Genomic DNA, 24,327 nt, shown 5'->3' on the forward strand with positions numbered 1-24,327 from the left:
TGCAAAGTGAAGCGGGATTTTTAATTCCCCTCTTTTTAGATAGCTTATCCCGTTTTTGAACGGGAGGTGCCCAAAGGGTGGGGTGTTTATTTTAGCAGATTAGCCAATTCTTTAGTCAGACTCTTTCTGCTGTATTGCTGTAAACCAACCGGATAGACTTTCAGGTTCTGCTGCAGATACAAATTGAAGTAGTTCAGAATTGTCGCTTTTACTTTCTCCTTTTCAGTATACAACGCAAAAGTTCCGGTATTCGTTTGCTGTAAGATTACTGAAAAATCGGCGTCTTTGGGACCGATTGCCAATATGGGACGTTCGGAAACCATATATTCAAACAACTTTCCGGGGATGATGCTTTTAGTGTCTTCTGAATCGATCTCAATCAACAATAAAACCTGTGATTTGCGCTGGTGTTCAACAGCTTCCTGATGCGAAACATAACCGAGATTGTTCACAAATCCGTTTAGTTTAAATTCAGTAATGGTATCCAAAACCTCCTGACTGGTGGCGCCTATAAGTTTTAATTCGAAATATTTTTGAAATTCCGGATTCTCTTCTACCAGTTCCTGCAAGGCTTCCCATAAAATTCTTGGGTTTCTTTCCGATAAAAACGAACCGATGTGCGCCAAAGTGAACTTTTCATCCAAAGCCGGTCGTCCCACATTTTCCACATCATAACCGTTGGTAATTACGTGAATGGGTTTGGTGGTGATGCTTTCGAATTCTTTTTTTGTGGTCGGGCTGGTTACCAGTAGAAAATCAGCAGCATTCATGACTTTTCGTTCCAGCGCTTTATGTTGATTAGCGGAAGACAATGTAAGTTTTAACGCTTTATGATATCCGATAGTTGTCCACGGATCACGGAAATCAGCTATCCATTTAATGTTCAGGTTTTCCTTCAGTTGCAAACCGATTAAATGCAAACTGTGAGGTGGCCCCGTTGTTATAACGGTATCGATTCCGTTCTCCTTAATATATTTTGAAAGATAGTTTACAGAAGGCTTTACCCACAACACTCGGGCATCGGGAATAAAAAGATTACCGCGAACCCAAAGCATCATTTTCTGAACCAGCGATTGTTTCTTCTGATTCGGGATGATTCCGGAGCTGATTTTTTTGGTACTTTTTTTCGAAAATACAGAAGCCCAGGCATACGGCTCGACAATCTTATTTTTAAGGATCGTTACCTTTGAAGGAACTTCCGAAAGCAATTTCTCATCCACTAACGGATAAGTCGGATTCTCAGGAATATAAACGATAGGCTCAATATCAAAATCCGGCAGGTACTTCACGAATTTCAACCAACGCTGAACACCTGGCCCTCCGGCGGGCGGCCAATAATACGTTATGATAAGTACCTTTTTCATTTATAATTTTGAAACCGTTAAACCTGCCCAAGTCGCAGCCAATCCGACAATAACACTCAATCCGATGTAGAGAAAAGCGGTTCCGGTCTGATTGGCCTGAAACAACTGCAAATTCTCATTGGAAAAAGTTGAAAACGTGGTATAACCGCCGCAAAAACCTGTCACCAAAAAGAATTTCAAATCAGGATTTGTTATGTTGTTTTTCTCTAAATACCCCAAAAACAATCCGATCAGGAAACAACCAACAATATTGGTCACAAAAGTCGCGTAAGGAAAATACAACTGCGAAAACTTATTAACCCATTGCGAGGTCAGGTAACGAAACACGCTACCCAATCCACCGCCTAATGCTATTAATAAAATCGTCCTCATGTTTTTTTGGAACGCGGATAAAACGGATGCACACAACGCGAATTATCACGGATTTTTATAATTTTTCTTTTCTCCTCTTAACTTCTGTAAAAATTCCAAAACCAATTAATAGAAGCATTCCAAGGAAACTGATTAAGGAAATCATACTTCCGGTTTTAACCACTTGCGGCTCGAATTTGAATTCGATGGTGTGTTTTCCGGCTGGAATTTGCAAACCACGTAAAACATAATCAACATTTAAAATCGTAGCTTCTTTTCCGTCAATCGTGGCGTTCCATCCTTTTGGATAATAGATTTCAGAGAAAACGGCTAAGCCTTCATTTGCATTGTTGGACTCGTATTTTAAATGGTTTGGTTTGTGTTCTTTTAAACGAATTGTTGCGCTTGAATCCACTTTAAACGTTTTTGGATCGTTTTTAAATCGAGAACCAAACTCATAAATATTAACGATGGCAACTTCTTTGGTTTCTAACTTATCCAGTGCTTTCATTTCCTCATCGGCTGAATTCACCATTTTAACTTCACTTACAAACCACGCGTTACCATTGGCAAACGGATTACCTACCGGAACATCGCCCTGACCCGTCGGAACGATAACATATTTCACATTAAGCAGATCCAGAACCGGGCTGCTTTTTGTTAAGCTGAATCGATCAAAATCTATAGCATTGCCTAATTCATTTAAATTCTTTTCCACCTGATATTCAAACAACTGATCCATTCTTCTTGGTCTTACAGCACTGTAACCTCCAACCGATTTATGGAAATACGATGTTCTTCCCTGTAATCTGCCCTGGATTTCGTATACCCTGTAAACAGCAGTATCCTGTAAAATCGCGTCATCCGCCTCAGTAGCTGCAAAAGGGATATCGATTTCCCTTGCGCTTTTAAAATGATCCGGATCGTTGTTCAGGTAGCGTTTATCCACTGCGAACAAGTCTAAAATCATAAAAACACCAACTATAATTACAGCCGTAGTGGCGGCAAGCTTATTTTTCACATACAACCATAAAGCAATTGCCGCAACACCCATAAAAAACAGGGAACGCAACAAATCGTTTGTATAGAAATTCATTCTGTCTTTCTTCAAAGCATCAATAAAATTGATTCCGAAGGATTTATCCTGGCTGTCGATGAACACCTGTGCCAGTTGGCTGTCGATGGAACTTGAAAAATCAAACATTCCTTTGCCTAACAACAAAACAACCACGATTCCTAAACTCACACCAGCTGCCTTTAATAAATTAGGTAATCTCTTTTCTTCATCAGTTGAAAAGAACGATTGCAATCCCATAATTGCCAATACCGGCATACACAATTCCAAAATAACCTGAATGGATGAAACGGCACGGAATTTATCGTATAAAGGAACATAATCAATAAAAAAGCTGGTCAGGAAATCGAGGTTTTTCCCCCAGGATAACAACAAAGAGAATAGGGCTCCGGCAAGAAAAACGTATTTTATTTTTCGCTTGTCGTGAAACAATCCTAAAACCGCCAGAAAGAAAACAATTGCTCCAATATAAGCGGGAGCTTCAACGATTGGCTGTTCGCCCCAATAGGTTTTTCCGTAGTAGGAAATGGTCTGCAGCGCTTCCTCCGGTGTGGCACCATAACCCAATAAAAACTGATACAGTTCCGAATCTTTTCCAAGTTTTTCACTGTTACCGCCACCGAAAAGTCTAGGAGAAATCAGGTTTAAACTCTCCGCTTTCCCATAACTGTATTCAGTAATATATTCATGTTTCATAGAAGAATCCGTAACATTTTCAGTACCGTCTGCATTGAAGGTTAATTCACTTTTGCCCCTGATACTGAAATCGGTATACTCCGCAGTGGCCATCAAATTGGATGCGTTTGCTCCTAAAGCTAAAATACCGGCTATCGCAAACACACCGGCTGCTTTCCAAAGTCCTTTAAAATCTTTTTCTTTTAAATACTGTATCTTATAATAGATGGCAATTACCAGAAGTAAAAACAACAAATAATACGTCATCTGAAAATGATTGGCATTGATTTCCAAGGCTGCGGCGATCATAGTGAGTAAACCACCAACCACATATCGTTTCTGATACACAAGTATCACACCTGCAACAACCATCGGCATATAGGCAATCGCGTGAGCCTTTGCATTATGACCAACCCCCAGAATAATAATCAGATAGGTTGAAAGACCAAAAGCGAGGGCTCCGAAAAAAGCTTTTAAATTGTCTACTTTTAAAGCTTTCAGCAAAATGAAAAATCCAATAAAATACAAAAACAGATAATCTGCAGGACGCGGTAAAAAGCGTAAAACACTGTCAATCTTTTTGATATAGTTGTGCGGATAATTGGCCCCTAACTGATACGTAGGCATTCCTCCAAAAGCACTGTTGGTCCAATACGGCTCTTCTCCGGCAACTTTTCTGAAGTCGTTTTGCTCTTTAGCCATTCCGGTATATTGGGCAATATCACTCTGGTAGATTTTTTTGCCCTGCATCACAGGATAAAAATAAAGAATGGAGATGATGGCAAAACCTGCTATAACCAGCAAATAAGGATAGATTTTGTTTAGGTTTTTCATAAGAATATGATGTGAATTGCTTCTGTTAGCTTAAAAATCAGGCTAAAATAACAATAAAAACCCTTTTAAAAAAAGAAAACAAATAACTGGGTGTTATTCGTTTTGTATCTGCTTATTCAATTTCTTCAAAATCAATATACTCGCCAACTTTTTTCTTCTCTTTAGGCATTTCATCCTGAGAACTCTGTTGCTGCGTTTGCTGGTTAGATTGTTGTTGGTAGTTTTGCTGTTGCTGTTTGAAGTTTTCTTCGGCTTTTTTCACCACCTGCTGAAACAAATATGGTGCAAGCAAACGCATTAAAAATTTCAAAACGTAGTAAATAAATATAATCCAAAGCAGTGTTCTTATAAATCCAGTGAATGACGCCGTTTCCATATTCAAAATAAAATTTGTCAAATTTAAGCAAAGCTAGTTTTAAAAATCGGTTTCCATTCTTAAAATAATAATAAAAATGCTATTTTTGGAAAGCAGTATTTAATCGAAACTAAACAGATCATGCAAAACATAAAAACGAAACTACTTGGCTTTTTGCTGTTAACTTCAGGAATCACATTCGCCCAATACACGGAAGAAATCAATTCCAACCGCCCCGGAAAATCCTTTGGTGCTTATTCCATTGGAAAAACCGTAATTCAGGCAGAAACCGGAGTTTACTATCTTCGTGAAGATCATAGTAAGCTGGACTATGAAGCAAAAGGTTTCGGACTTGACCTGGCTGTTCGTTACGGTGCACTTTTGGAACAGTTAGAGTTTATTGGCGAAATCCAGTATCAGACTGATAAAATGGAAACGGATTTTGGCAGCGAAAACCGCAATGGTTTCAAACAGCTAAATCTTGGAGCAAAATATCTGATTTACGATCCTTGGAAAAATTATAAAGAGAAAGTAAACGTGTACAGCTGGAAAGCCAATAAAAAATTCAAATGGAGAAAACTTTTACCGGCGGTAGGCGTTTATGCCGGAGCTAATTTCAATGTTGGAGAAAATCCGTATACTTTCCCTACCGACCCTAGTTTCAGCCCTAAAGTGATGGCTATTTTGCAAAACCACTTTGGAAACAAAACCGTGCTTACCACAAACATCATCGCAGATAAATTCATTACCGATTATCCTTCGTACGGCTACATCCTTACTTTAAGCCGTGCCGTTGGGGAAAGATGGTCTGTATTTTTGGAAAACCAAGGCTATAAGAGTGACTGGTATGCAGACAGTATTTTACGAGGCGGTGGCGCTTTCCTTTTAAAGAAAAACATGCAGGTTGACGTTTCCCTGGGAACCAACTTCAAAAACACACCATCCGTAATGGGAGCTGCCGTAGGTTTTGCATGGCGTTTTGACAAAAACTACAAGCCTATCGAAATCAAAGAAGGTAAAGAACAGAAAGGCAATACCAAAGGCAAACAAATGGAAGAAAAGAAAAAACGTACCGACGAAATTAAATAAGCATGATTACCATTAAAGAAGTCAGTTCCAAAAAGGAGCTTAAAGATTTTGTACTGTTTTCGTTTGAACTTTTCAAAAACAACCCGTACTGGATTCCCCCTATCATTGCAGATGAACTGGAGTCTTTCGACAAAGACAAAAACCCGGCCTTTAAAACTGCTGAGGCGCATTTTTATCTGGCTTACAAAAACAATAAAATAGTTGGAAAAATTGTTGCTATAATCAACTGGGACGAAGTTAATATATTAGGCAAGAAAAAAGTACGTTTTGGCTGGTTTGATGCTATAGATGATATCGAAGTAACCAAAGCATTGCTTGAAAAAGCTACCGAATTAGGTCGTCAGCATAAAATGGATCATATGGAAGGCCCAATGGGTTTTTCCAATCTGGATAAAGTTGGGGTGCTTACTGAAGGTTTCGAAGAAATAGGCAATATGATCACCTGGTACAGTATGCCCTACTATAAAGAACATTTTGAGAAACTGGGATTGGTCAAAGAAAAAGAATACATAGAAAGTGATTTTACTTTTTCAGGAATTGACCCAAAACCGTTTCAAAAAGCAAGCACATTAATAAAAGAACGTTACGGCTTTAAAGCACAAAACTTTAAATCTACAAAGGAAATAATGCCTTATGTAGATAAAATGTTCGATTTGTTTAATGAAACCTATGCTACCCTACAATCTTTTGTACCGATAAATGACATCCAAAAAGAATATTTCAAGAAAAAATACATTAGCTTGATTAATCCAGAATACATCAAATTTATTTTGGACAAGGACGATAACATGATAGCTTTTGCTATAGTGATGCCGAATTTCGCTCAAGCATTGCAAAAAGCCAAAGGAAAACTTTTTCCGTTTGGATTTTATCATTTGCTTCAAGCCAGAAAAAAATCGAAAGAAATTGTATTCTACTTAATTGGTATTACACCGGAATATCAAAGCAAAGGTGTTACAGCAATAATTTTTGATGAGTACTATAAGGTGAGCCTTGAAAAAGGAATCGAATTATGCATCAGAACACCGGAATTAGAAGAAAACCATGCGATACATAATCTTTGGAAAAACTTCAACCCGAGAATTCACAAAAGAAGACGAACGTACCGAAAAGATATTTAATAGTTTGTGGATTCGGTTATTCGTTTTTCGGTTATTTGAAATTCGAAATTAACAAACTCTTCAATCTTTTAATCTTTCAATCATAAAAAAAAGGGATGCTCAATTGAGCATCCCTTTTTTAATTATATCTCTTTTGAAAATTACTCCGCAGAAACGTCTACCGTAGTTTTTTCAGCAATTGCTTTATAAGTTCCGTTCGATAATTTTTCACGGATCGCTTCAAACGCGGTTAAAGTCTCGTCGATATCTGCAATCGTGTGAGAAGCCGTTGGAATCATACGCAACAAAATGATACCTTTCGGGATTACCGGATAAACTACAATCGATAAGAAGATGTTGTAGTTCTCACGTAAATCGTTTACCATCACCATCGCTTCAGGAATCGATCCTTCTAAATATACCGGAGTTACACAAGTGTTGGTATCTCCAATGTTGAATCCTTTTGCTTTCAATCCGCTTTGCAGATAGTTTACGTTTTCCCAAAGTTTGTCTTTCAACTCCGGCATGGTACGTAACATCTCTAAACGTTTTAAAGCACCTACCGTGAAAATCATCGGTAAGGATTTCGCGAACATTTGGGAACGCAAGTTGTATTTTAAATAATCGATAATGTCTTTATCTCCGGCTACGAAAGCGCCAATACTCGCCATGGATTTTGCGAAAGTCGAGAAGTAAACATCGATACCGTCCTGACAACCTTGCTCCTCACCGGCTCCTGCTCCTGTTTTACCAAGAGTTCCGAATCCGTGCGCGTCGTCTACCAACAAACGGAAGTTGTATTTTTCCTTCAATGCAACGATTTCTTTCAGTTTACCCTGTTGTCCTCGCATTCCGAAAACACCTTCGGTAATTACTAAAATTCCACCGCCTAATTCAGTAGCCATTTTAGTGGCACGCTGTAAGTTCTTTTCTAAACTTTCAACATCGTTATGTTTGTACGTAAAACGTTTTCCCATGTGAAGACGTACCCCGTCGATAATACAACCGTGACCGTCTACATCATAAACGATTACGTCATTTTTCGTTACCAAAGCATCGATAGTTGAAACCATTCCCTGATAACCGAAATTCAACAAATAAGCGGCTTCTTTACCAACGAAAGCGGCCAACTCATCCTGTAATTGTTCGTGTAAAGTAGTATGCCCTGACATCATACGCGCGCCCATCGGGTACGCTGCACCGTATTGTGCCGCTGCTTCTGCATCTACTTTACGGATTTCAGGGTTATTTGCTAAACCTAAATAATCATTGATTGACCAGTTCAAGATTTCTCTTCCGTGAAACTTCATTCTTGGCCCTAATTCTCCTTCCAGTTTGGGGAATACGTAATAACCTTCTGCCTGTGAAGCCCATCGTCCTAACGGACCTTTATTGTTTTGTATTCTTTCAAATAAATCTTTAACCATAATTCAAGTATGTATAAGTCTGATTTTTAATCGCTCCAAAAGTAATTATTTCTGGTTTGGTATCATAAATTTTTTTTATTGATTTTCGCCACTTTTAAGCAGAATAATTTTCAGGCGCTTCAAGACGATATAAAAACTCCCTTAATGGTAATTTAACAACAATTTATCCCCTATAATGTTTTCCTAACAAAAAAGTTTACTTACTTTTGCGCTCGTATGAAAAGACTGTTTAACTATCTTCTGTTTCTTTTCACCGCTTTACTGGTTAGCAACCAACTGTTTGCTACTTCCAATAAGGCGAAGGATGCTTTTACCACATCGGAAACAGCTTATCATACTCCGTTTGAATTTGAAACCAATTCAGATGTTAAGTCGCCTTTCTTTGCCCAAAAAGACATTAAGGACAAAATAGAACTTTCGGAAAGCGAAACAGAAACCGAAGATTCCCAGGCTTTTACTTTTGCAGCCAGCTTCAATTTCTTTGAAGCATATCTGACCACACCAACATTTGGCAATCTTTGCCGTCTGATACAAAATGGTTTATCACCCGGTAAACATGTTTTATATTTAGAAAATTTACAATCGCTTTGCATCATGTACTGTGTATACAGGATTTGATTCTCTCTTTCTCTTTATTGGCGGCTCAGGCCTTGTAATTAGGTAAACTCCCTTTTGTTTAAAGGACAGGAGCCATTTTATTTATTTCCTTACACAATTTCCATTTTATTATTATGGCTAAAAGATTTTTAATGCTTATTAGCTTGTGTGGTGTATTATTGAACACAAGCTGCAATTCCGAAAAAGAAAAGAAAGAAGAACATGCGGAATTCCTGGTTACCAATCCGGTAGAGAAAGATACTTTAATTACTAAATCCTATGTATCTCAGATTCACTCGGTAAACCATATCGAGCTGCGCGCTCAGGAAAGAGGTTATCTGCAAAAAATATATGTAGATGAAGGACAATTCGTGAGAAAAGGACAATTGTTGTTCCAGATCATGCCGAACCTGTATCAGGCGGAAGTACAAAAAATGCAGGCGGAAGTTAACTTCACACAGATTGAATACCAGAACACTAAAACATTGGCAGACAAAAACGTTGTTTCTCCTAATGAATTAGCAATGGCAAAAGCAAAATTAGATAAGGCGAAAGCAGAATTGGCTTTAACAAAAGTGCATTTAGCTTTTACTGAAATCAGAGCACCTTTTGACGGTATCATCGATAAATTCCACGTTCGTTTAGGCAGTTTATTGGAAGAAGGAGACCTTTTAACCAATTTATCCGACAACAGCAAAATGTGGGTTTACTTCAATGTACCGGAAGCAGAATACCTTGACTACAAAAGCCATGTAAAAGACAACAGCAAAACCAAAGTAAACCTTTTAATGGCGAACAATGAGTTTTTTGATTATACAGGTGTAGTGGAAACCATAGAAGCGGATTTCAATAACGAAACCGGAAACATTTCTTTCAGAGCCACCTTCCCTAACCCTAAAGGTTTATTAAGACACGGGGAAACCGGAAGCGTTCAAACTACTATTCCTTTAAAAAAGGCTGTATTGATCCCTCAAAAATCAACCTTCGAAGTATTGGATAAAAAATATGTGTATGTAGTGGACAAAAACAATGTAATCCACTCTAAAGCGGTTTCTATTGTTGCTGAATTGCCCCATATTTTCGCAGTCAAAGGCTTAGCGGAAGGCGATAAAATTCTTCTGGAAGGTCTAGGCCTTGTAAAAGAAAATGAAAAAATCCATTTCAAAACCGTAAGTCCTGCATCTGTATTGTCCCATTTAGGAGACATGTATGCTGAGTAATCCTGAATCTTAAAAAGAAAAAAAATGTTCAGCAAGTTCATACACAGACCGGTATTTGCGATTGTAATTTCAATTGTAATACTCTTTGTAGGGTCTATTGCCATCAAGCAACTCCCTATCTCACAGTTCCCTCAGATTGCCCCGACTACGGTAAATATCTTTATTGCGTATCCGGGTGCAAGTGCCGATGTATTGGTTAAATCCACGCTTATTACCCTTGAAAACTCCATCAACGGTGTGGAAGGCATGCGCTATATCGCAACCGATGCCACCAGTGCCGGAGAAGCCACCCTTAGAATTATTTTCGAACCGGGAACCGATCCCAACCAGGCCGTTGTCCGGGTAAAAACCAGGGTCGACCAGGTAATGCCGCTTTTACCGGAACTTGTGCAGCGTGAAGGTGTGGTTATCACCCCGATCCAGCCGAGTATGTTGATGTACGTGAATCTTTATTCCAAGGATAAAAGTATGGATGAAAAATTCCTGTACAATTATGCCAGTGTGAAAATGATTCCGGAAATCAACCGATTAAAAGGTGTTGCCCGTTCCCAGATTTTAGGAAGCAGAACCTATGCGATGCGTGTTTGGTTAAACCCGGACCGTATGCGTTCTTACAACATTTCGGTAGACGAAGTGATGAAAGCTTTAGGCGAGCAAAGTATTATCGGACGTCCGGGAAGAATCGGACAAAGTTCCGGTATCTCCGCGCAATCCCTGGAATATGTTTTAACCTATAAAGGACGCTACAGCGAACCGAAAGAATACGAAAACGTAATCATCAGAGCGAATGCAGACGGTGAAAGCATCCGTTTAAAAGACATCGGAAAAGTGGAATTAGGAAGTGAATTCTTCGATATTTATTCCAATTTGGATGGTAGTCCATCGGCCGCTATCGTATTAAAACAAAACTACGGAAGTAATGCCAGCGAAGTAATTGAAGAAATCAAAACCAAGCTGGAAGAAATGAAAGAATCGTTCCCGCCGGGAATGGAATATAAAATCAGTTATGATGTATCGCAGTTCCTTGATGCTTCGATCGAACAGGTAATTGACACTTTACGGGATGCTTTCATACTTGTAGCTTTGGTAGTGTTTGTCTTCCTTGGCGACTGGCGCTCTACCTTAATTCCGATTTTAGCCGTACCGGTTTCTTTAGTCGGTGCGTTTTTTGTCATCCAGTTTTTTAGCCTTTCCATTAACCTGGTAACCCTTTTTGCCCTTGTATTAGCCATCGGAATTGTGGTAGATGACGCAATCGTCGTCGTCGAGGCGGTGCATGCCAAATTCGAAGAAGATCCACACATCACCCCGTATCAGGCCGTTAAAAAAGTATTAGGTGAAATCAGTGGTGCGATTATCGCGATTACGGCGGTAATGGTATCCGTATTCTTACCGATATCCTTCATGACCGGTCCGGTTGGAACCTTCTACCGACAGTTCTCCATTACCATGGCGAGTTCCATTGTAATTTCAGCCATTATTGCCCTTACCCTTACCCCGGTATTGTGTGCCATGATGCTCAAAAACAATCACGGAAAAGAAAAGAAAAGCAACTTGTTTACCAAAGCTCTTGACCGTTTTAACAGCGGATTTGACAAACTTACCGGTAAATACGTAACCCTATTACGAAAAATAGCAAGCAGAAGATGGGTAACCTTCGGGATCTTATTGGTTTTCTGTGCAGGAATCTTATTGGAAAATCAGGTTTTGCCGGCAGGATTCATCCCAAGTGAAGATCAGGGAACTATTTATGCAATCATCCAGACGCCTCCTGGATCTACTTTAGAGCGAACCAACCAGGTTTCACAAAAACTTCAGAAGGTATGTAAACAGGTTGAAGGTGTGGAATCCGTATCTTCCTTAGCCGGTTATGAAATTATGACCGAAGGTCGTGGATCAAATGCCGGAACCTGTCTTATCAACTTAAAACCTTGGTCTGAGCGCGAACACACCGTGAAAGAAATCATGGAAGAGTTGGAGGAAAAATCCAAAGGTCTTGGTGCCGTAGTGGAATACTTTGAGCCGCCTGCCATTCCGGGATTCGGTTCATCGGGTGGTTTCTCCATGCGTTTGTTGGACAAAAATACAACTACAGACTACCATGAGTTCGACAAAATCAACAAAAAATTCATGGCAGATCTAGGAAAGCGTAAAGAACTTACCGGATTGTTTACCTTCTTTGCGGCCAATTATCCTCAGTATGAGCTGGAAATCAATAACGATTTAGCGATGCAGAAAGGTGTTTCCATTGGTACTGCCATGGAAAACCTGAATATCATGATTGGTAGTACCTACGAGCAAGGTTTCATTAAGTTCGGTCGTTTCTTTAAAGTATACGTGCAGTCCGATCCTAAATTCAGACGATTGCCAACGGACATCCTGAATATGTACGTTAAAAACGATCATGGGGAAATGGTTCCGTATTCTGCCTTTATGACCCTTAAAAAATCTCAGGGGCCAAACGAAATCACTCGATACAATATGTACAATTCGTCTGCAATACAGGGACTTCCGGCAAAAGGCTACACTACTGCGGAAGCCATTCAGGCGATTCGTGAAGTGGCCGAGGTTTCGTTACCTAAAGGGTATGATATTGCTTGGGAAGGACTTTCGTATGACGAATCCAACAGAGGGAATGAATCCATCTACATTTTTGCGATCGTTTTGATCTTCGTGTACTTGGTTTTAGCCGCACAATACGAAAGTTTCATTATTCCGCTATCGGTTATCTTCTCGTTACCTGCGGGTATTTTCGGCTCGTTCTTCCTACTTCAGCTAATGGGAATGGAAAACAATATTTATGCTCAAATCGGACTGATCATGCTCGTCGGGCTCCTCGGTAAGAATGCGGTACTTATCGTTGAATTCGCCATACAGAAACATAACGAAGGGATGACCATTTTAGAAGCCGCCATCGAAGGTGCCAAAGTGCGATTCCGACCGATCCTGATGACTTCGTTCGCGTTTATTGCCGGGTTGATTCCATTGATTATCGCAACAGGTGCCGGAGCTATCGGAAACAAAACCATCGGAGCAGCGGCCTTAGGCGGAATGCTTTTAGGTACTGTCTTCGGAGTAATTGTCGTTCCCGGACTGTATTACATTTTCGGAACATTAGCAGACGGAAGAAAACTGATAAAAGGAGAAGACGAAAGTTCATTATCCGATGAATTTGTTCACATGATAGATGCTTTTAAACCCCATAATGAAACAGAAGAGAATAATGAAAATCATTAAGAATTTGAACTATAAGCTTGTTGCGGCTCTTATTTTATTAAGCGTGGCAAGCTGTAAAACACCGAGTGTAGCTGAAAGAACAGCCGACACTAAAATTCCTGAGCAGTACGATACGGTTAAGGACACGGTGAATTCGGGAAAAATCACCTGGAAAACGTATTTTAAAGATACGTATTTACAAGCCCTGATCGATGAAGCCCTGAAAAACAACCAGGAGCTGAACATCACCATGCAGGAAATCGAAATCGCTAAAAACGAAGTGAAAGCCCGTAAAGGAGAATACCTTCCGTTTGTAGGTGCGAAAGCCGGTGCCGGTGTAGATAAAGTAGCCCGTTTCACCAACATCGGTGCTATGGAAGCCACAACAGAAATCAAGCCCGGAAAAGAAATGCCGGAACCACTTCAGGATTACAATGTTGGCCTTTATGCCAACTGGGAAGTGGATATGTGGGGAAAACTCCGCAATGCTAAAAAATCGGCGATGAAACGTTACCTGTCTTCGGTTGAAGGTAAAAACTTTATGGTGACCAATCTGGTTTCGGAAATTGCCAATTCGTACTACGAGTTGTTGGCTTTAGACAATCAGCTGGAAATCGTAAACCAGAACATTACCATTCAGAACAATGCACTGGAAATTGTAAAACTGCAGAAAGTTGCCGCACGTGTAACCGAATTGGCCGTTAAGAAATTTGAAGCCGAAGTATTTAAAACCCGAAGCTTACAATTCGACATTCAGCAAAAAATCGTGGAAACCGAAAACAGAATCAACTTCTTGGTTGGACGCTTTCCCCAGCACATTGACCGAAATGCAGAAGCTTTCAATGAAAGTTTACCGAACACGGTTCATTCCGGTTTACCTTCGGATTTACTAACCAACCGCCCGGATATCCGACAGGCTGAATTAGAAATCGCAGCGGCTAAACTTGATGTCAAATCTGCTAAGGCCCGCTTCTACCCTTCTTTGGGAATTTCGGCCGGTATCGGTTACAAGGCTTTCAATCCGGAATATCTTTTTAAACCGGAGTCGTTATTGTATTCCATCGCAGGAGATTTAGTGGCGCCGTTAATCAACAGGAATGCTATTAAGGCCAGTTACAACACGGCAAATGCTAAACAGGTTCAGGCGGTTATCAACTATGAGCAAACCATTTTAAAGGCTTACATCGAAGTGGGCAACCAGGTTTCCAAAATCAGTAATCTGGAAAAAAGCTATGTTTTAAGAAACCAACAAGTTGAGGCTTTAAACAGTTCCGTGAACATTTCCAACGATTTGTTCCGTTCCGCCCGTGCCGATTACATGGAAGTTTTATTAACGCAGCGTGATGCTCTGGAATCCAAATTCGATTTAGTGGAAACCAAAATGCAACAGTTCAACGCCATGGTGAACATTTACAAAGCCCTTGGTGGCGGATGGAACTAACATTCAGAACAACCTAATCCATTTTTACTTCTGAAAGGCCCTGATACTTAGTATTGGGGTTTTTCTTTTATTTATATTCTATTTTCCTGATACTAATCTCAGAAGTCTAAAACATATCTGTTGCATTTTTTTTAAAATATTTTTTTTGCAACAAAAAGTGTTGCAAAATTTTTAAAATTATTATTTTGCAACGAAAGTTGTTGCATTTTTTTAAAAAATATTATTTTGCAACAGTTAAAAAATCTATGGTTTTCCATTGAGTTGCAGGGAGTACAAATCAGTTCGTTTATCGAGTAGGTTTTTTACACTTCCGTGAAAATGCAGGTTTTCCAATAGGCTTAAATCTACATCGGATATTAGTATCATTTCGGTATTGGCGGTGGCTTCGCTTTTAATACCGTTAAACGGAAAGGCAAAATCACAAGGGGTAAACACTACGGCTTGCGAATAATGTAAGTCCATAGCTTCCACTTGCGGTAAATTCCCGACACTTCCGGTAATAGCAACGAAACATTCATTTTCAATGGCTCTTGCTGCTGCACAATGACGTACCCTCATGTAAGCGTTATGGGTATCGGTAAGGTACGGTACAAAGAGTATCTGGATGCGTTCTTCTGATAATATTCGGGCCAATTCGGGAAATTCCACGTCGTAACAAATCAAAATTCCGATTTTACCGGCGTCGGTGTCATAAGCTCTCAGGGTATCGCCGCCTTTCAATCCCCAATATTTTTCTTCGTCGGGGGTAATGTGGATTTTTTCGTAGAGTTCCGTTTTCCCATTACGATGGCACAGGAATCCTCCGTTTTGAAGGCGGTTATCTTCCATAAAAGGCATACTTCCGGTAATGATGTTCACATTATACTTTATGGCCCATTCACTGAATTTGTCTTTTATCTGTTCTGTATACTCCGCAAGTTGTCGCATGGCATCGGCTTCGTCTTTGCTTTCCAGTAATGCCATTAAAGGGGCGTTGAAAAACTCAGGAAAAACGGCAAAATCCGATTTATAAGAGGACACCGAATCGATAAAGTATTCAGCCTGTTTGAACATTTGTTCCACTGTTGTATAATACCGCATTTCCCACTGAATCAATCCCAAACGAACGTTACGGGTTACCCTTTTTGTCTCGGTTGCTTCTTTGTCTTCATAATACACATTGTCCCATTGCAAAAGTGTTGCGAACTCTTTACTTTGCAAATCTTCAGGCATATAATTCGTCAGTACTTTTTTTACATGGAAGTCATTGCTTAACTGAAAGGTCAGCACGGGATCGTAAATCTCTTTCCGTTTTACTTTCGTAATGTATTCTTTAGGTTTCATTTCCGAAACATACTTGTGATAGTTGGGGATTCGGCCACCAAAAACCACAGCTTTCAGGTTCTTTTTTTCGCAGAGTTCTTTCCGTACATCATAAAGTCTTCTTCCCAAACGTCTGCCCCGATAATCCGGATGGATGAACACTTCAATACCGTAAAGCACATCGCCTTTTTGAGTATGCGTGGAAAAGGTATAATTACCTGTGATGTCCTTATAGGTATGATTATCGCCAAATTCGTCATAATTGACAATTATCGACAAAGCGCATCCCACGATTTGCTCATTGAAACAGACCACCAGCTGTCCTTCGGGAAACTTTTTTATAAGTGCATCTATAGAATTGAATGCCCATAAATTGCCATGCCAGTTTTTATAGGCGGCTTCCATGGTGGTGATTAATTCCTTGTAGTCGTTAAGTTTCAACTCTCTTATTTCAACAATGTCATCCATGATTTCTCTATTTTTTCCGGATTTGATAGGCTTATAAACAGTATATCATTGAATTCGCATTGCAAACAAAGTTGCAGCTTACGTGTTGCGGCGTTTAGCCTTTGTCGAGGTGAGGAATAACAAATTTACTAAAAGTTGAGGATTTAATGAAGGAATTCTTAAGGTTTGGGATATCAATAACACATTGGCTATGTACAACTTACAGCCAACAGTAGCTAACTAAAACCTTGGACACAATCAGCACTAATGACCTGTTTTATTATAAAAGCAACTAATCTTTTTAGTCATTTTTTGAAAAAAAGTATCCTAATCAAATAATTTGACTTACCTTTGTCCCCGAACGCACAGCAATGTGGTTACACGTTCACTTTAAAAGTCGGGGGCTCCACCTCGGCTTTTTCTTTTTAATAGGGTTTTAATTTTTGCTCCTGAAACCAATAACTACAACATCTTTTTAGCTACTGTCGGGTTTTGCATATTGATCCAAAAGATGTTTACCGGCTCTTCTTTTTCAGACTTTCCGTTTTTGTTATTATCCTTGCGGGCATAGATGTACATGATGTCACTCTTGGAATCGTAACTAGATCGAATAGCCGAATGTGTTCTAGGCAACAGCGCAATTTTTCTGCTGTTCTGTTCATCAATGTAATATATTTTTCGAAGGTCTTTCTTATTGATAAGTGAATCCTTGTTGGTATCTTCATCATACGCCGAAACAAGGAAATAGTTTCTCTTTATTGGCAGTTTGTTAAGCGAATCCTGCTTGTCTCCGGGATAATAAAGATTACGGATTAAGGCAGGCTTACTGAAAAAATAAGTAATTTTCTCCGTTTCAAGATTATAATGTGCAATGTTGATCAGATTATAACCGGACAATAAATCCATTCCGGGCATGAAATAATGAAAATCAACCCCATCCACTTCAGGCTCCATCAAATAGGAAGATTCCTGATCATAGTTGATGTTCTTATCACTTTCCCTTCTGATTTTATAAACAGGAATCAGTTTTACCTTATCAATTCCGGTCGGTAGTACAGAAGTTGTGGAATTGTTAATTTGTGAAAAAGTTGAATTCCCGTGTAAACCACTGGTATCTATAGCAGTCGATGAATCAAACTCGTCGTAGGTTAACTGTTCCGGTTTTTTATCCATTTTATTTTCACAAGAAAACAGCGCGACAGTCAGGGTTATTACAAAAAGTAATTTTTTCATGGTTTGCTTTTATTGTAGTTTCAGAAATGGTTCCAAACATAACTATTTCAATCCAATTCCGCACTCACTGAATCTGATGATTTTCGGTATAATTATTAACAAACTTATTTAGGCTCAAACCTTATCTTTGCATTCACTAACACGACAATTTATGCTGCAACTCGTTTTTGCCTCCAACAACGCTAATAAAATAAAGGAAATACAACAATTAGTCCCGGCTGATATTCAAATTTTGAGTTTGAAAGACATTGGTTGTGAAGTTGATATCCCCGAAACGGCCGAAACCATTGAAGGCAACGCCATCCTGAAAGCAAATTATGTAACTGAACATTACGGTTACGCCTGTTTTGCAGATGACAGCGGTCTGGAAATTGAAGCCCTTAACGGAGAACCAGGAGTTTTTTCAGCACGTTATGCCGGACCACAGCGCAACGACAACGACAACATGGATAAAGTGTTGCACAATCTTCAGAATGAATCCAACAGAAAAGCGAATTTCAAAACAGTTATTGCCCTAAACCTCAACGGGGAACAACATTTGTTTACCGGAATTATCAACGGAAATATCATTAATGAGAAAAGAGGAACGAACGGTTTTGGCTATGATCCAATCTTTATTGCAGCTGGTTATGAGAAAACTTTTGCTGAATTAACCATGGAAGAAAAATCGGCCATCAGCCATCGCGGAAAAGCTGTAAAACAACTGATTTCCTTCCTTCAAAACGTCTAATTTCATTATCAAATCCTCAATAAAAAGCCGTAAAAATCTTTAAATCCTCAAACTTTCATTCTTCGTATTTTTCTAATTTGTTGATTATCAAATACTAATAAATTCACAAATAAAGTTTTTTCATTAGTTAGTCTCATTAATTAACACTACTTTTGCACCCAATTTAAAATTACATAATGAATAAATTTGAACAATTAGGATTGAATGAATCGCTACTGCTGGCGGTTAAAGATCTAGGATTTGAGAATCCGTCAGAAGTACAGGAAAAAGCGATTCCAATACTATTGGAGCAAAACACAGACATTGTAGCATTGGCACAAACTGGAACAGGTAAAACGGCAGCATTCGGCTTCCCGCTAATCCAGAAAATAGACGCTGATGACAGAAGCACTCAAGGCTTAATTTTATCGCCAACACGTGAACTTTGTTTACAGATCACAAACGAGATTAAACAATATTCAAAATACATTAAGGGCTTACACACCGTTGCGGTTTATGGTGGTGCAAGCATTACCGAGCAGGCGCGTGAAGTAAAAAGAGGTGCACAAATTATTGTGGCTACTCCTGGTAGAATGCAAGACATGATCAATCGTGGGCTTGTAAACATTAAAAACATTAACTTTTGTGTGCTTGATGAAGCAGACGAAATGTTAAACATGGGATTTTATGATGATATCTGTTCGATATTATCAGACACTCCGGACGAAAAAAACACTTGGTTATTCTCGGCTACCATGCCGCAGGAAGTAGCACGAATTGCAAAACAGTTCATGCACAATCCTCAGGAAATTACCGTTGGTGCTAAAAACTCCGGTTCTTCAACGGTATCGCACGAATTTTACATGGTAAACGCCCGTGACCGTTACGAAGCTTTAAAACGTTTAGCAGATGCTAACCCGGATATTTTCTCGGTTATTTTCTGTCGTACCAAACGTGATACCCAATCGGTTGCAGAAAAATTAATCGAAGACGGATATAACGCTGCTGCACTACATGGTGATTTATCCCAGGCACAACGTGACGGGGTAATGAAAGCCTTCCGTGGCCGTCAGATCCAGATGTTGGTTGCTACAGACGTAGCCGCTCGTGGAATCGACGTAGACAACGTAACACACGTAGTAAACTATCAGTTACCGGATGAAATTGAAACCTACAACCACCGTTCAGGCCGTACAGGTCGTGCCGGTAAATTGGGTACTTCAATTGTTATCGTAACGAAAAGTGAAATCCGTAAAATCCACTCGATTGAAAAAATCATCAAACAGAAGTTTGAAGAGAAAACAATCCCGAGCGGAATCGAAATCTGTGAAATCCAGTTATTACACTTAGCTAATAAAATCCACGATACGGAAGTTGATCATGAAATTGACAACTATTTACCGGCTATCTATGAAGTTTTCCAAGACTTAACAAAAGAGGAATTGGTAAAAAGAATGGTTTCCGTTGAATTCAACCGTTTCTTGTCTTACTACAAATCGAAACGTGATTTATCAAGTCAAGGTGGCGACAGAGGCGAAAGAAGTTCTGAGCCAAGAGAAATCAGAGCCGGAGATCCGGTACGTTACTTCATCAACATTGGTGCAAGAGACGATTTCGACTGGATGCAACTGAAAGACTTCTTAAAAGATACTTTAGATTTAGGCCGTGACGATGTATTCAAAGTAGACGTTAAAGAAGGTTTCTCTTTCTTCAACACTGACGGAGAGCACACAGCCAAAGTAATGGACATCCTAAATGGTTTTGACTTACACGGAAGACGTATCAACGTTGAAATATCTAAAAACGACGGTGGCAGCAACTCAAGTCGTCGTGATCATAACGGTCGCGGTGGTGAAAGAAGAAGCTTCGGTGGTGGAAGAAACGAAAGAAGTTCTGGCGGAAGAAGAGAAGGTGGATTTGGAGGAAGAAGCGAATCTCGCTCATCTGACAGAGCCCCACGTGGTGAAGGAAGAGGTTCCGACAGAAGAAACAGTTCGGATGACAGAGCACCAAGAAACGAAAGACGCAGCAGTGCAGCACCTCGTCGTTCCGACAGTAACGCACCTAGAGAAAGAAGACCAAGAAGAAGCTAATTCTTTTTGTTAATTTTCTTTAAATTCCTATAGAAACTACAAAATATCTAGTACTTTTAGACCTTTCTAAAAACAAGTATGAAATATTTTGTAGTTTTTTTATTTGCCCTGTTTTCATTATCCGCTTTTGCTCAGGAAGACGTATATACTAAAATATCCGGAGTCGTTGTAAACGAAGCCAACCTCCTACCTAAAAAAGACGTTAACGTAATCAACCTGAATACCGTAAAAGGAACCACTACCAACGGTATGGGGGAATTTGAAATTGAAGCAAAAGTTAACGATACCTTACACTTTTCATTTATTGGTTTTCAGTCAATTAAAATCCGTGTTTCTGCGGATTGGGTGAAGAACAAAAAAGGTTTTAAAGTTAAACTTACCGAAAAAGCCTTTGCCCTTGAAGAGGTTTTCATTCCCAGATATTTATTGACCGGTTATCTTGAAGTCGACACTAAACTAATCGCATTAAACGAAGCCCAGCGCTATAGTATCTCAGGTTTACCGTATGGTTACGAATCCGGCGGAAGTTCGTCTTCCCAAGTTGGTAAAGTTTTAGGTGCTATCTCCAATCCGGCGGATGCGCTCTATAATGTCTTCGGGAAAAAACCGAAAGAAATGAAAAAGCTGCGCGAGTTCAAAAAAGACGAAACGGTTCGAAATGTACTCGCTTCCAAATATGACCGCGAAACAGTTGCCGCACTGTTAGGCATTGATAAAAAAGAAATCAAAGACATTCTCAAAGGATGTAATTATTCCGACGCTTTTATAGAAACCGCCAACGATTTACAAATCATGGACGCCATAAAAGGATGTTATGAAGATTATAAACTGTTGAAGAAAAGCAAATAATACTTAATGAAAAAAACGGTACTTTTTCTACTTTTAATTACAACAATCACTTACGGACAAACACAGAAAACCCAGGAAGACACAAAAATATTGATCCCATACCGTGTCAAAAACCTTTGGGGGCTTTCGGATACTTTAGGCAATATCAAAGTACAGCCTGCCTATAAAGAAATCAAGGATTTCCATATCGCCTACAACAAGAAGCGCAGTTCCCGTTACGTGGTGAAAACCAACAAGAATTACTTTGTGATCAACCGCAGTAAAAAAGTATTTCTCCCGGAAACCAATACCTACGATTCCATCCTGATTTCAAGGAGCGACATCAACCAATTTTACGTTTTCAAGAAAGGAAAAGCTGGATTATATACCAACGGAAAAGAATTGATTCCATGTTTATATGACGAAATCCATCCAACCCATAACAGCAGTTTCGTTGTAAAAAAAGGAAAATTTGCAGGATTATTGAACAGCAGCGGAAAAACAATCATCCCTGTTGAATACGACAGAATCCATCCTTCTTATGAGGATAAAGACCAAAACAAACCGCAATTTATATGGAAAGCCAAAGGGTTCTTTACCGATAAAGAATTCAGCGATGTAAAGGTTAAGAAAACGTCACAGGAATCTGAATCCAGTGCTGGAATGGTTGAATTAATGGATGCGAAAGAGGCCGATCTTGACATTGACGCAATAGCACACAAACTCGGCAAAATTTATAGGTTTGTAGATGTTGATCGATATCGGAAATTTGCTTTCGTCGGGAAAGACAAAAAAACCGGAGTCATTGACCTGAGAACAGAAAGCTTCATCATTAACCCGGAATATGATTACATAATGTTTTCCGGAGAGGATCATGACAAGAAAATATTTGAGGTAGTCAATAACAAAAAGTACGGACTGGTTAAAGAAGGTAATATTTTTTTACTTCCGGTTGAATACGACAAAATCACTTCAAGTTATGAACTCGGAGCCTTACTCCTGAAAAAAGACAACAAAACCGGTCTTTATATTTTTAACACTTCTTACCCTTTTATACCAGCCAAATACGAAGCCATAAAAAAAAGCATGCCAATACAAATAAACGACACATGGCAATTTGGTCTTTTCAAGGTTGAAACAGAAAAAGGCGAAGGTTATGTAGGCGAAAACGGTATTGAATTCTTTAAAAACTAAAAAATGCTTAACCGCAATTTTTTCATTGTCTACACTTTGATTTTTTCGGTTTACTGCTCGGCACAATTAACCGAAAACAGCTACTTTTTTGATTACCAAAACAGCTCCTACCAGATGAACCGGGCCATTTCGTTTGCTTCCTTTAAAGGCAATTATAAAAAATCGATCGAAATCTTAAAAAATGATTTCTTCACCAAAAACAAAAAAGAAGCAGCTTTCATAGAATCCTTGATCCGATATAATACGATCGGAAAGGAAAGTGCTTTGGCATATCTCGAGAGCCAGAATTTCACTACTGAAGAAAAAGATTTTGCCAAATTATGGCTGAGTTATCACACCAACTCCACAACCGATTATGCAACATTACTGGCTGCCTTCAAAGCAAAATATCCTGCCAATCCTAATGCATTCAAATTGATTTACCGACAGGAACTCACTGCCAGGGATAAAAGTGCCCGTAATGTTATTTTCCCTCAAAAGGACGAGCTTTTACAAAAAACAGACAGTATCCTCAATTCTCCCGGTTTAAGCAATCAGAACAAGCTTCAGTATTCTTTAATGAAATTGGAACTGCAGTACAGTAACGGTAAAGGATCCCAATACAATACTTTAAACGAACCGGAAGCGATAAAGCAGCTTCTTACACTATGGGAAACCAATAAAACAGCATTTAAAAACGATTATTTTTTAAACTTTCTTAATGACTGTGAAACCGCAGCATGCAAGGCTGCCATTCAGCAAACCGAAAACACGATTCTTCATGATGATTCCGATGCTCCGAAGAAAGCCATAAACTACCTGTTGCGATATATTAATGATAATAAAGACGGTAAACATTCCCTTTCCTCACTAGAATCTCAACTTAAAACCTTGATCCTAAAAGAGAAAAACAAAGACAAACTGAACAATTTATTGGCTTTAATCAACGTGTATATTGTTCCGGTTAATACGGATTTAGGTTTTATAATGAAAGATTTAATTAAACCAATCCCTTTTACTCAGCATTTCAAAGCATTAATCAAAACAAATCTGACTAAGGCTCAAATGCTCGATAAAATAAAAAAGGATATAAGAGAATCGGGGCTTGCGCAAAGCCGTGTTATCGCTGAAAAGGTTAACTCAAACTACGAAGAATTTATACAAATGTCGTATGCGGATGTTTTTGCTTTTTACGGTATCAATACATTTTCCATACTTCAAAAAGGTACTATACAGGAAGGGTTCGATCCGGCCGGAAACAAATATCCTTTGGATCCTGAAAAACCCGATTTGGTAAATGCTGACACCTATCTCACTTTTCTGGCGGAAAACCCATTATATTTTAATCCAAAACTTTCTGTCCCATACCCTATTTATGAAAACGAACAACAATTAATTGATTTCATAAATAAATCTAAAGCCCTAACTTCGAAATTCCCGGGTTCAGTTGGTATTAAAATGAATCTGATCAAGGTCTATCAAAATAATGCCAAACTGATTTCACAAGAAAACAAATCTTTCATTTATCTCAGTTACATCCAAAACCTTCTGGATTTATTTGAAATTGACGAAAATACAGGCTCTGATACCATTACAAACGATACCGATTTTTACGAGAAGATGATCAACTGCAACGAACAATCCTCATTGACGTATTTTGGAAGGATTATCAAGAACCTAAATCATTCGGATTATCAAAAAACACTGGATTACGTAAAAGAAAAGCTTCAGTCCAGACCGGAACAAAAAAACCTGGCCAAGTTTGAAAACCAATTAAAAAACATTAGTGAAAACTGAC

At 39.1% G+C, this 24,327-nt stretch carries 18 protein-coding genes; 11 read left to right on the forward strand and 7 right to left on the reverse strand.

Features of this window, described 5'->3' with window-relative positions; genetic code table 11:
• Nucleotides 1-86: 86 nt before the first annotated feature.
• The 4 genes from ACWPKD_RS13175 to ACWPKD_RS13190 all read right to left on the reverse strand — a co-directional run bounded on the left by ACWPKD_RS13175 (nucleotide 87) and on the right by ACWPKD_RS13190 (nucleotide 4,696).
• A complete protein-coding gene (locus ACWPKD_RS13175) occupies nucleotides 87-1,364 on the reverse strand; it encodes a glycosyltransferase family 4 protein (RefSeq protein WP_455413149.1) in 1,278 nt (425 codons plus the stop codon).
• Entirely contained in the window at nucleotides 1,365-1,736 is a 372-nt protein-coding gene (crcB, locus tag ACWPKD_RS13180; RefSeq protein ID WP_455413150.1) for a fluoride efflux transporter CrcB, read from the reverse strand.
• Between the two features lie 55 nt (nucleotides 1,737-1,791).
• Nucleotides 1,792-4,299 carry a YfhO family protein gene (locus tag ACWPKD_RS13185; protein ID WP_455413151.1) on the reverse strand — a complete coding sequence of 836 codons (2,508 nt, stop codon included), beginning with the start codon at nucleotides 4,297-4,299 and terminating at the stop codon, nucleotides 1,792-1,794.
• Between the two features lie 112 nt (nucleotides 4,300-4,411).
• Nucleotides 4,412-4,696: a DUF4834 family protein gene (locus tag ACWPKD_RS13190; RefSeq protein WP_455413152.1), complete on the reverse strand. Its 285-nt coding sequence runs from the start codon at nucleotides 4,694-4,696 to the stop codon at nucleotides 4,412-4,414.
• A gap of 99 nt (nucleotides 4,697-4,795) precedes the next feature.
• Between ACWPKD_RS13190 and ACWPKD_RS13195 the strand changes: the two genes are divergently transcribed.
• On the forward strand, nucleotides 4,796-5,743 hold the full coding sequence (locus ACWPKD_RS13195; protein WP_455413153.1) for a transporter: 948 nt from the start codon (nucleotides 4,796-4,798) through the stop codon (nucleotides 5,741-5,743).
• 2 nt (nucleotides 5,744-5,745) lie between these two features.
• Nucleotides 5,746-6,864: a GTP cyclohydrolase gene (locus ACWPKD_RS13200; RefSeq protein WP_455413154.1), complete on the forward strand. Its 1,119-nt coding sequence runs from the start codon at nucleotides 5,746-5,748 to the stop codon at nucleotides 6,862-6,864.
• Between the two features lie 140 nt (nucleotides 6,865-7,004).
• Here ACWPKD_RS13200 and ACWPKD_RS13205 read toward each other — a convergent pair whose 3' ends face one another.
• Nucleotides 7,005-8,270, reverse strand: a complete 1,266-nt coding sequence (locus ACWPKD_RS13205; RefSeq protein ID WP_455413155.1) for an aminotransferase class I/II-fold pyridoxal phosphate-dependent enzyme — start codon at nucleotides 8,268-8,270, stop codon at nucleotides 7,005-7,007.
• Nucleotides 8,271-8,486: 216 nt separating this feature from the next.
• Between ACWPKD_RS13205 and ACWPKD_RS13210 the strand changes: the two genes are divergently transcribed.
• The 4 genes from ACWPKD_RS13210 (at nucleotide 8,487) to ACWPKD_RS13225 (ending at nucleotide 14,744) form a co-directional block, all read left to right on the forward strand.
• Nucleotides 8,487-8,888, forward strand: a complete 402-nt coding sequence (locus ACWPKD_RS13210; RefSeq protein WP_455413156.1) for a hypothetical protein — start codon at nucleotides 8,487-8,489, stop codon at nucleotides 8,886-8,888.
• Nucleotides 8,889-9,019: 131 nt separating this feature from the next.
• Nucleotides 9,020-10,087, forward strand: coding sequence for an efflux RND transporter periplasmic adaptor subunit (locus tag ACWPKD_RS13215; protein ID WP_455413157.1), 1,068 nt, complete (start codon nucleotides 9,020-9,022; stop codon nucleotides 10,085-10,087).
• A 24-nt stretch (nucleotides 10,088-10,111) separates the two neighbouring features.
• Nucleotides 10,112-13,324, forward strand: coding sequence for an efflux RND transporter permease subunit (locus tag ACWPKD_RS13220; protein WP_455413158.1), 3,213 nt, complete (start codon nucleotides 10,112-10,114; stop codon nucleotides 13,322-13,324).
• Nucleotides 13,311-14,744, forward strand: a complete 1,434-nt coding sequence (locus ACWPKD_RS13225) for a TolC family protein (RefSeq protein WP_455413159.1) — start codon at nucleotides 13,311-13,313, stop codon at nucleotides 14,742-14,744. The genes ACWPKD_RS13220 and ACWPKD_RS13225 overlap by 14 nt, the downstream gene beginning before the upstream one ends.
• A 243-nt stretch (nucleotides 14,745-14,987) precedes the next feature.
• Here the strand turns inward: ACWPKD_RS13225 and ACWPKD_RS13230 are convergent, their stop codons facing one another.
• Both ACWPKD_RS13230 and ACWPKD_RS13235 read right to left on the reverse strand, forming a co-directional pair.
• Nucleotides 14,988-16,514 (reverse strand): carbon-nitrogen hydrolase family protein, encoded by a 1,527-nt coding sequence (locus ACWPKD_RS13230; RefSeq protein ID WP_455413160.1) that lies wholly within the window; start codon nucleotides 16,512-16,514, stop codon nucleotides 14,988-14,990.
• A 441-nt stretch (nucleotides 16,515-16,955) separates the two neighbouring features.
• Nucleotides 16,956-17,726: a hypothetical protein gene (locus ACWPKD_RS13235; protein WP_455413161.1), complete on the reverse strand. Its 771-nt coding sequence runs from the start codon at nucleotides 17,724-17,726 to the stop codon at nucleotides 16,956-16,958.
• 154 nt (nucleotides 17,727-17,880) lie between these two features.
• Here ACWPKD_RS13235 and ACWPKD_RS13240 point away from each other — a divergent pair, with 154 nt between their 5' ends.
• The 5 genes from ACWPKD_RS13240 (at nucleotide 17,881) to ACWPKD_RS13260 (ending at nucleotide 24,326) form a co-directional block, all read left to right on the forward strand.
• Nucleotides 17,881-18,456 (forward strand): non-canonical purine NTP diphosphatase, encoded by a 576-nt coding sequence (locus ACWPKD_RS13240; RefSeq protein ID WP_455413178.1) that lies wholly within the window; start codon nucleotides 17,881-17,883, stop codon nucleotides 18,454-18,456.
• Nucleotides 18,457-18,632: 176 nt separating this feature from the next.
• The gene (locus ACWPKD_RS13245) at nucleotides 18,633-20,528 is read left to right on the forward strand and encodes a DEAD/DEAH box helicase (protein WP_455413162.1); all 1,896 of its coding nucleotides are present in this window, start codon (nucleotides 18,633-18,635) and stop codon (nucleotides 20,526-20,528) included.
• Between the two features lie 78 nt (nucleotides 20,529-20,606).
• Complete coding sequence (locus ACWPKD_RS13250) at nucleotides 20,607-21,377, forward strand: carboxypeptidase-like regulatory domain-containing protein (RefSeq protein WP_455413163.1); 771 nt, start codon at nucleotides 20,607-20,609, stop codon at nucleotides 21,375-21,377.
• 6 nt (nucleotides 21,378-21,383) lie between these two features.
• On the forward strand, nucleotides 21,384-22,550 hold the full coding sequence (locus tag ACWPKD_RS13255; RefSeq protein ID WP_455413164.1) for a WG repeat-containing protein: 1,167 nt from the start codon (nucleotides 21,384-21,386) through the stop codon (nucleotides 22,548-22,550).
• A gap of 3 nt (nucleotides 22,551-22,553) precedes the next feature.
• Nucleotides 22,554-24,326, forward strand: coding sequence for a hypothetical protein (locus ACWPKD_RS13260; protein ID WP_455413165.1), 1,773 nt, complete (start codon nucleotides 22,554-22,556; stop codon nucleotides 24,324-24,326).
• The last annotated feature ends 1 nt before the right edge of the window (nucleotide 24,327 follow it).

It is taken from the genome of Flavobacterium pedocola (assembly GCF_053764385.1).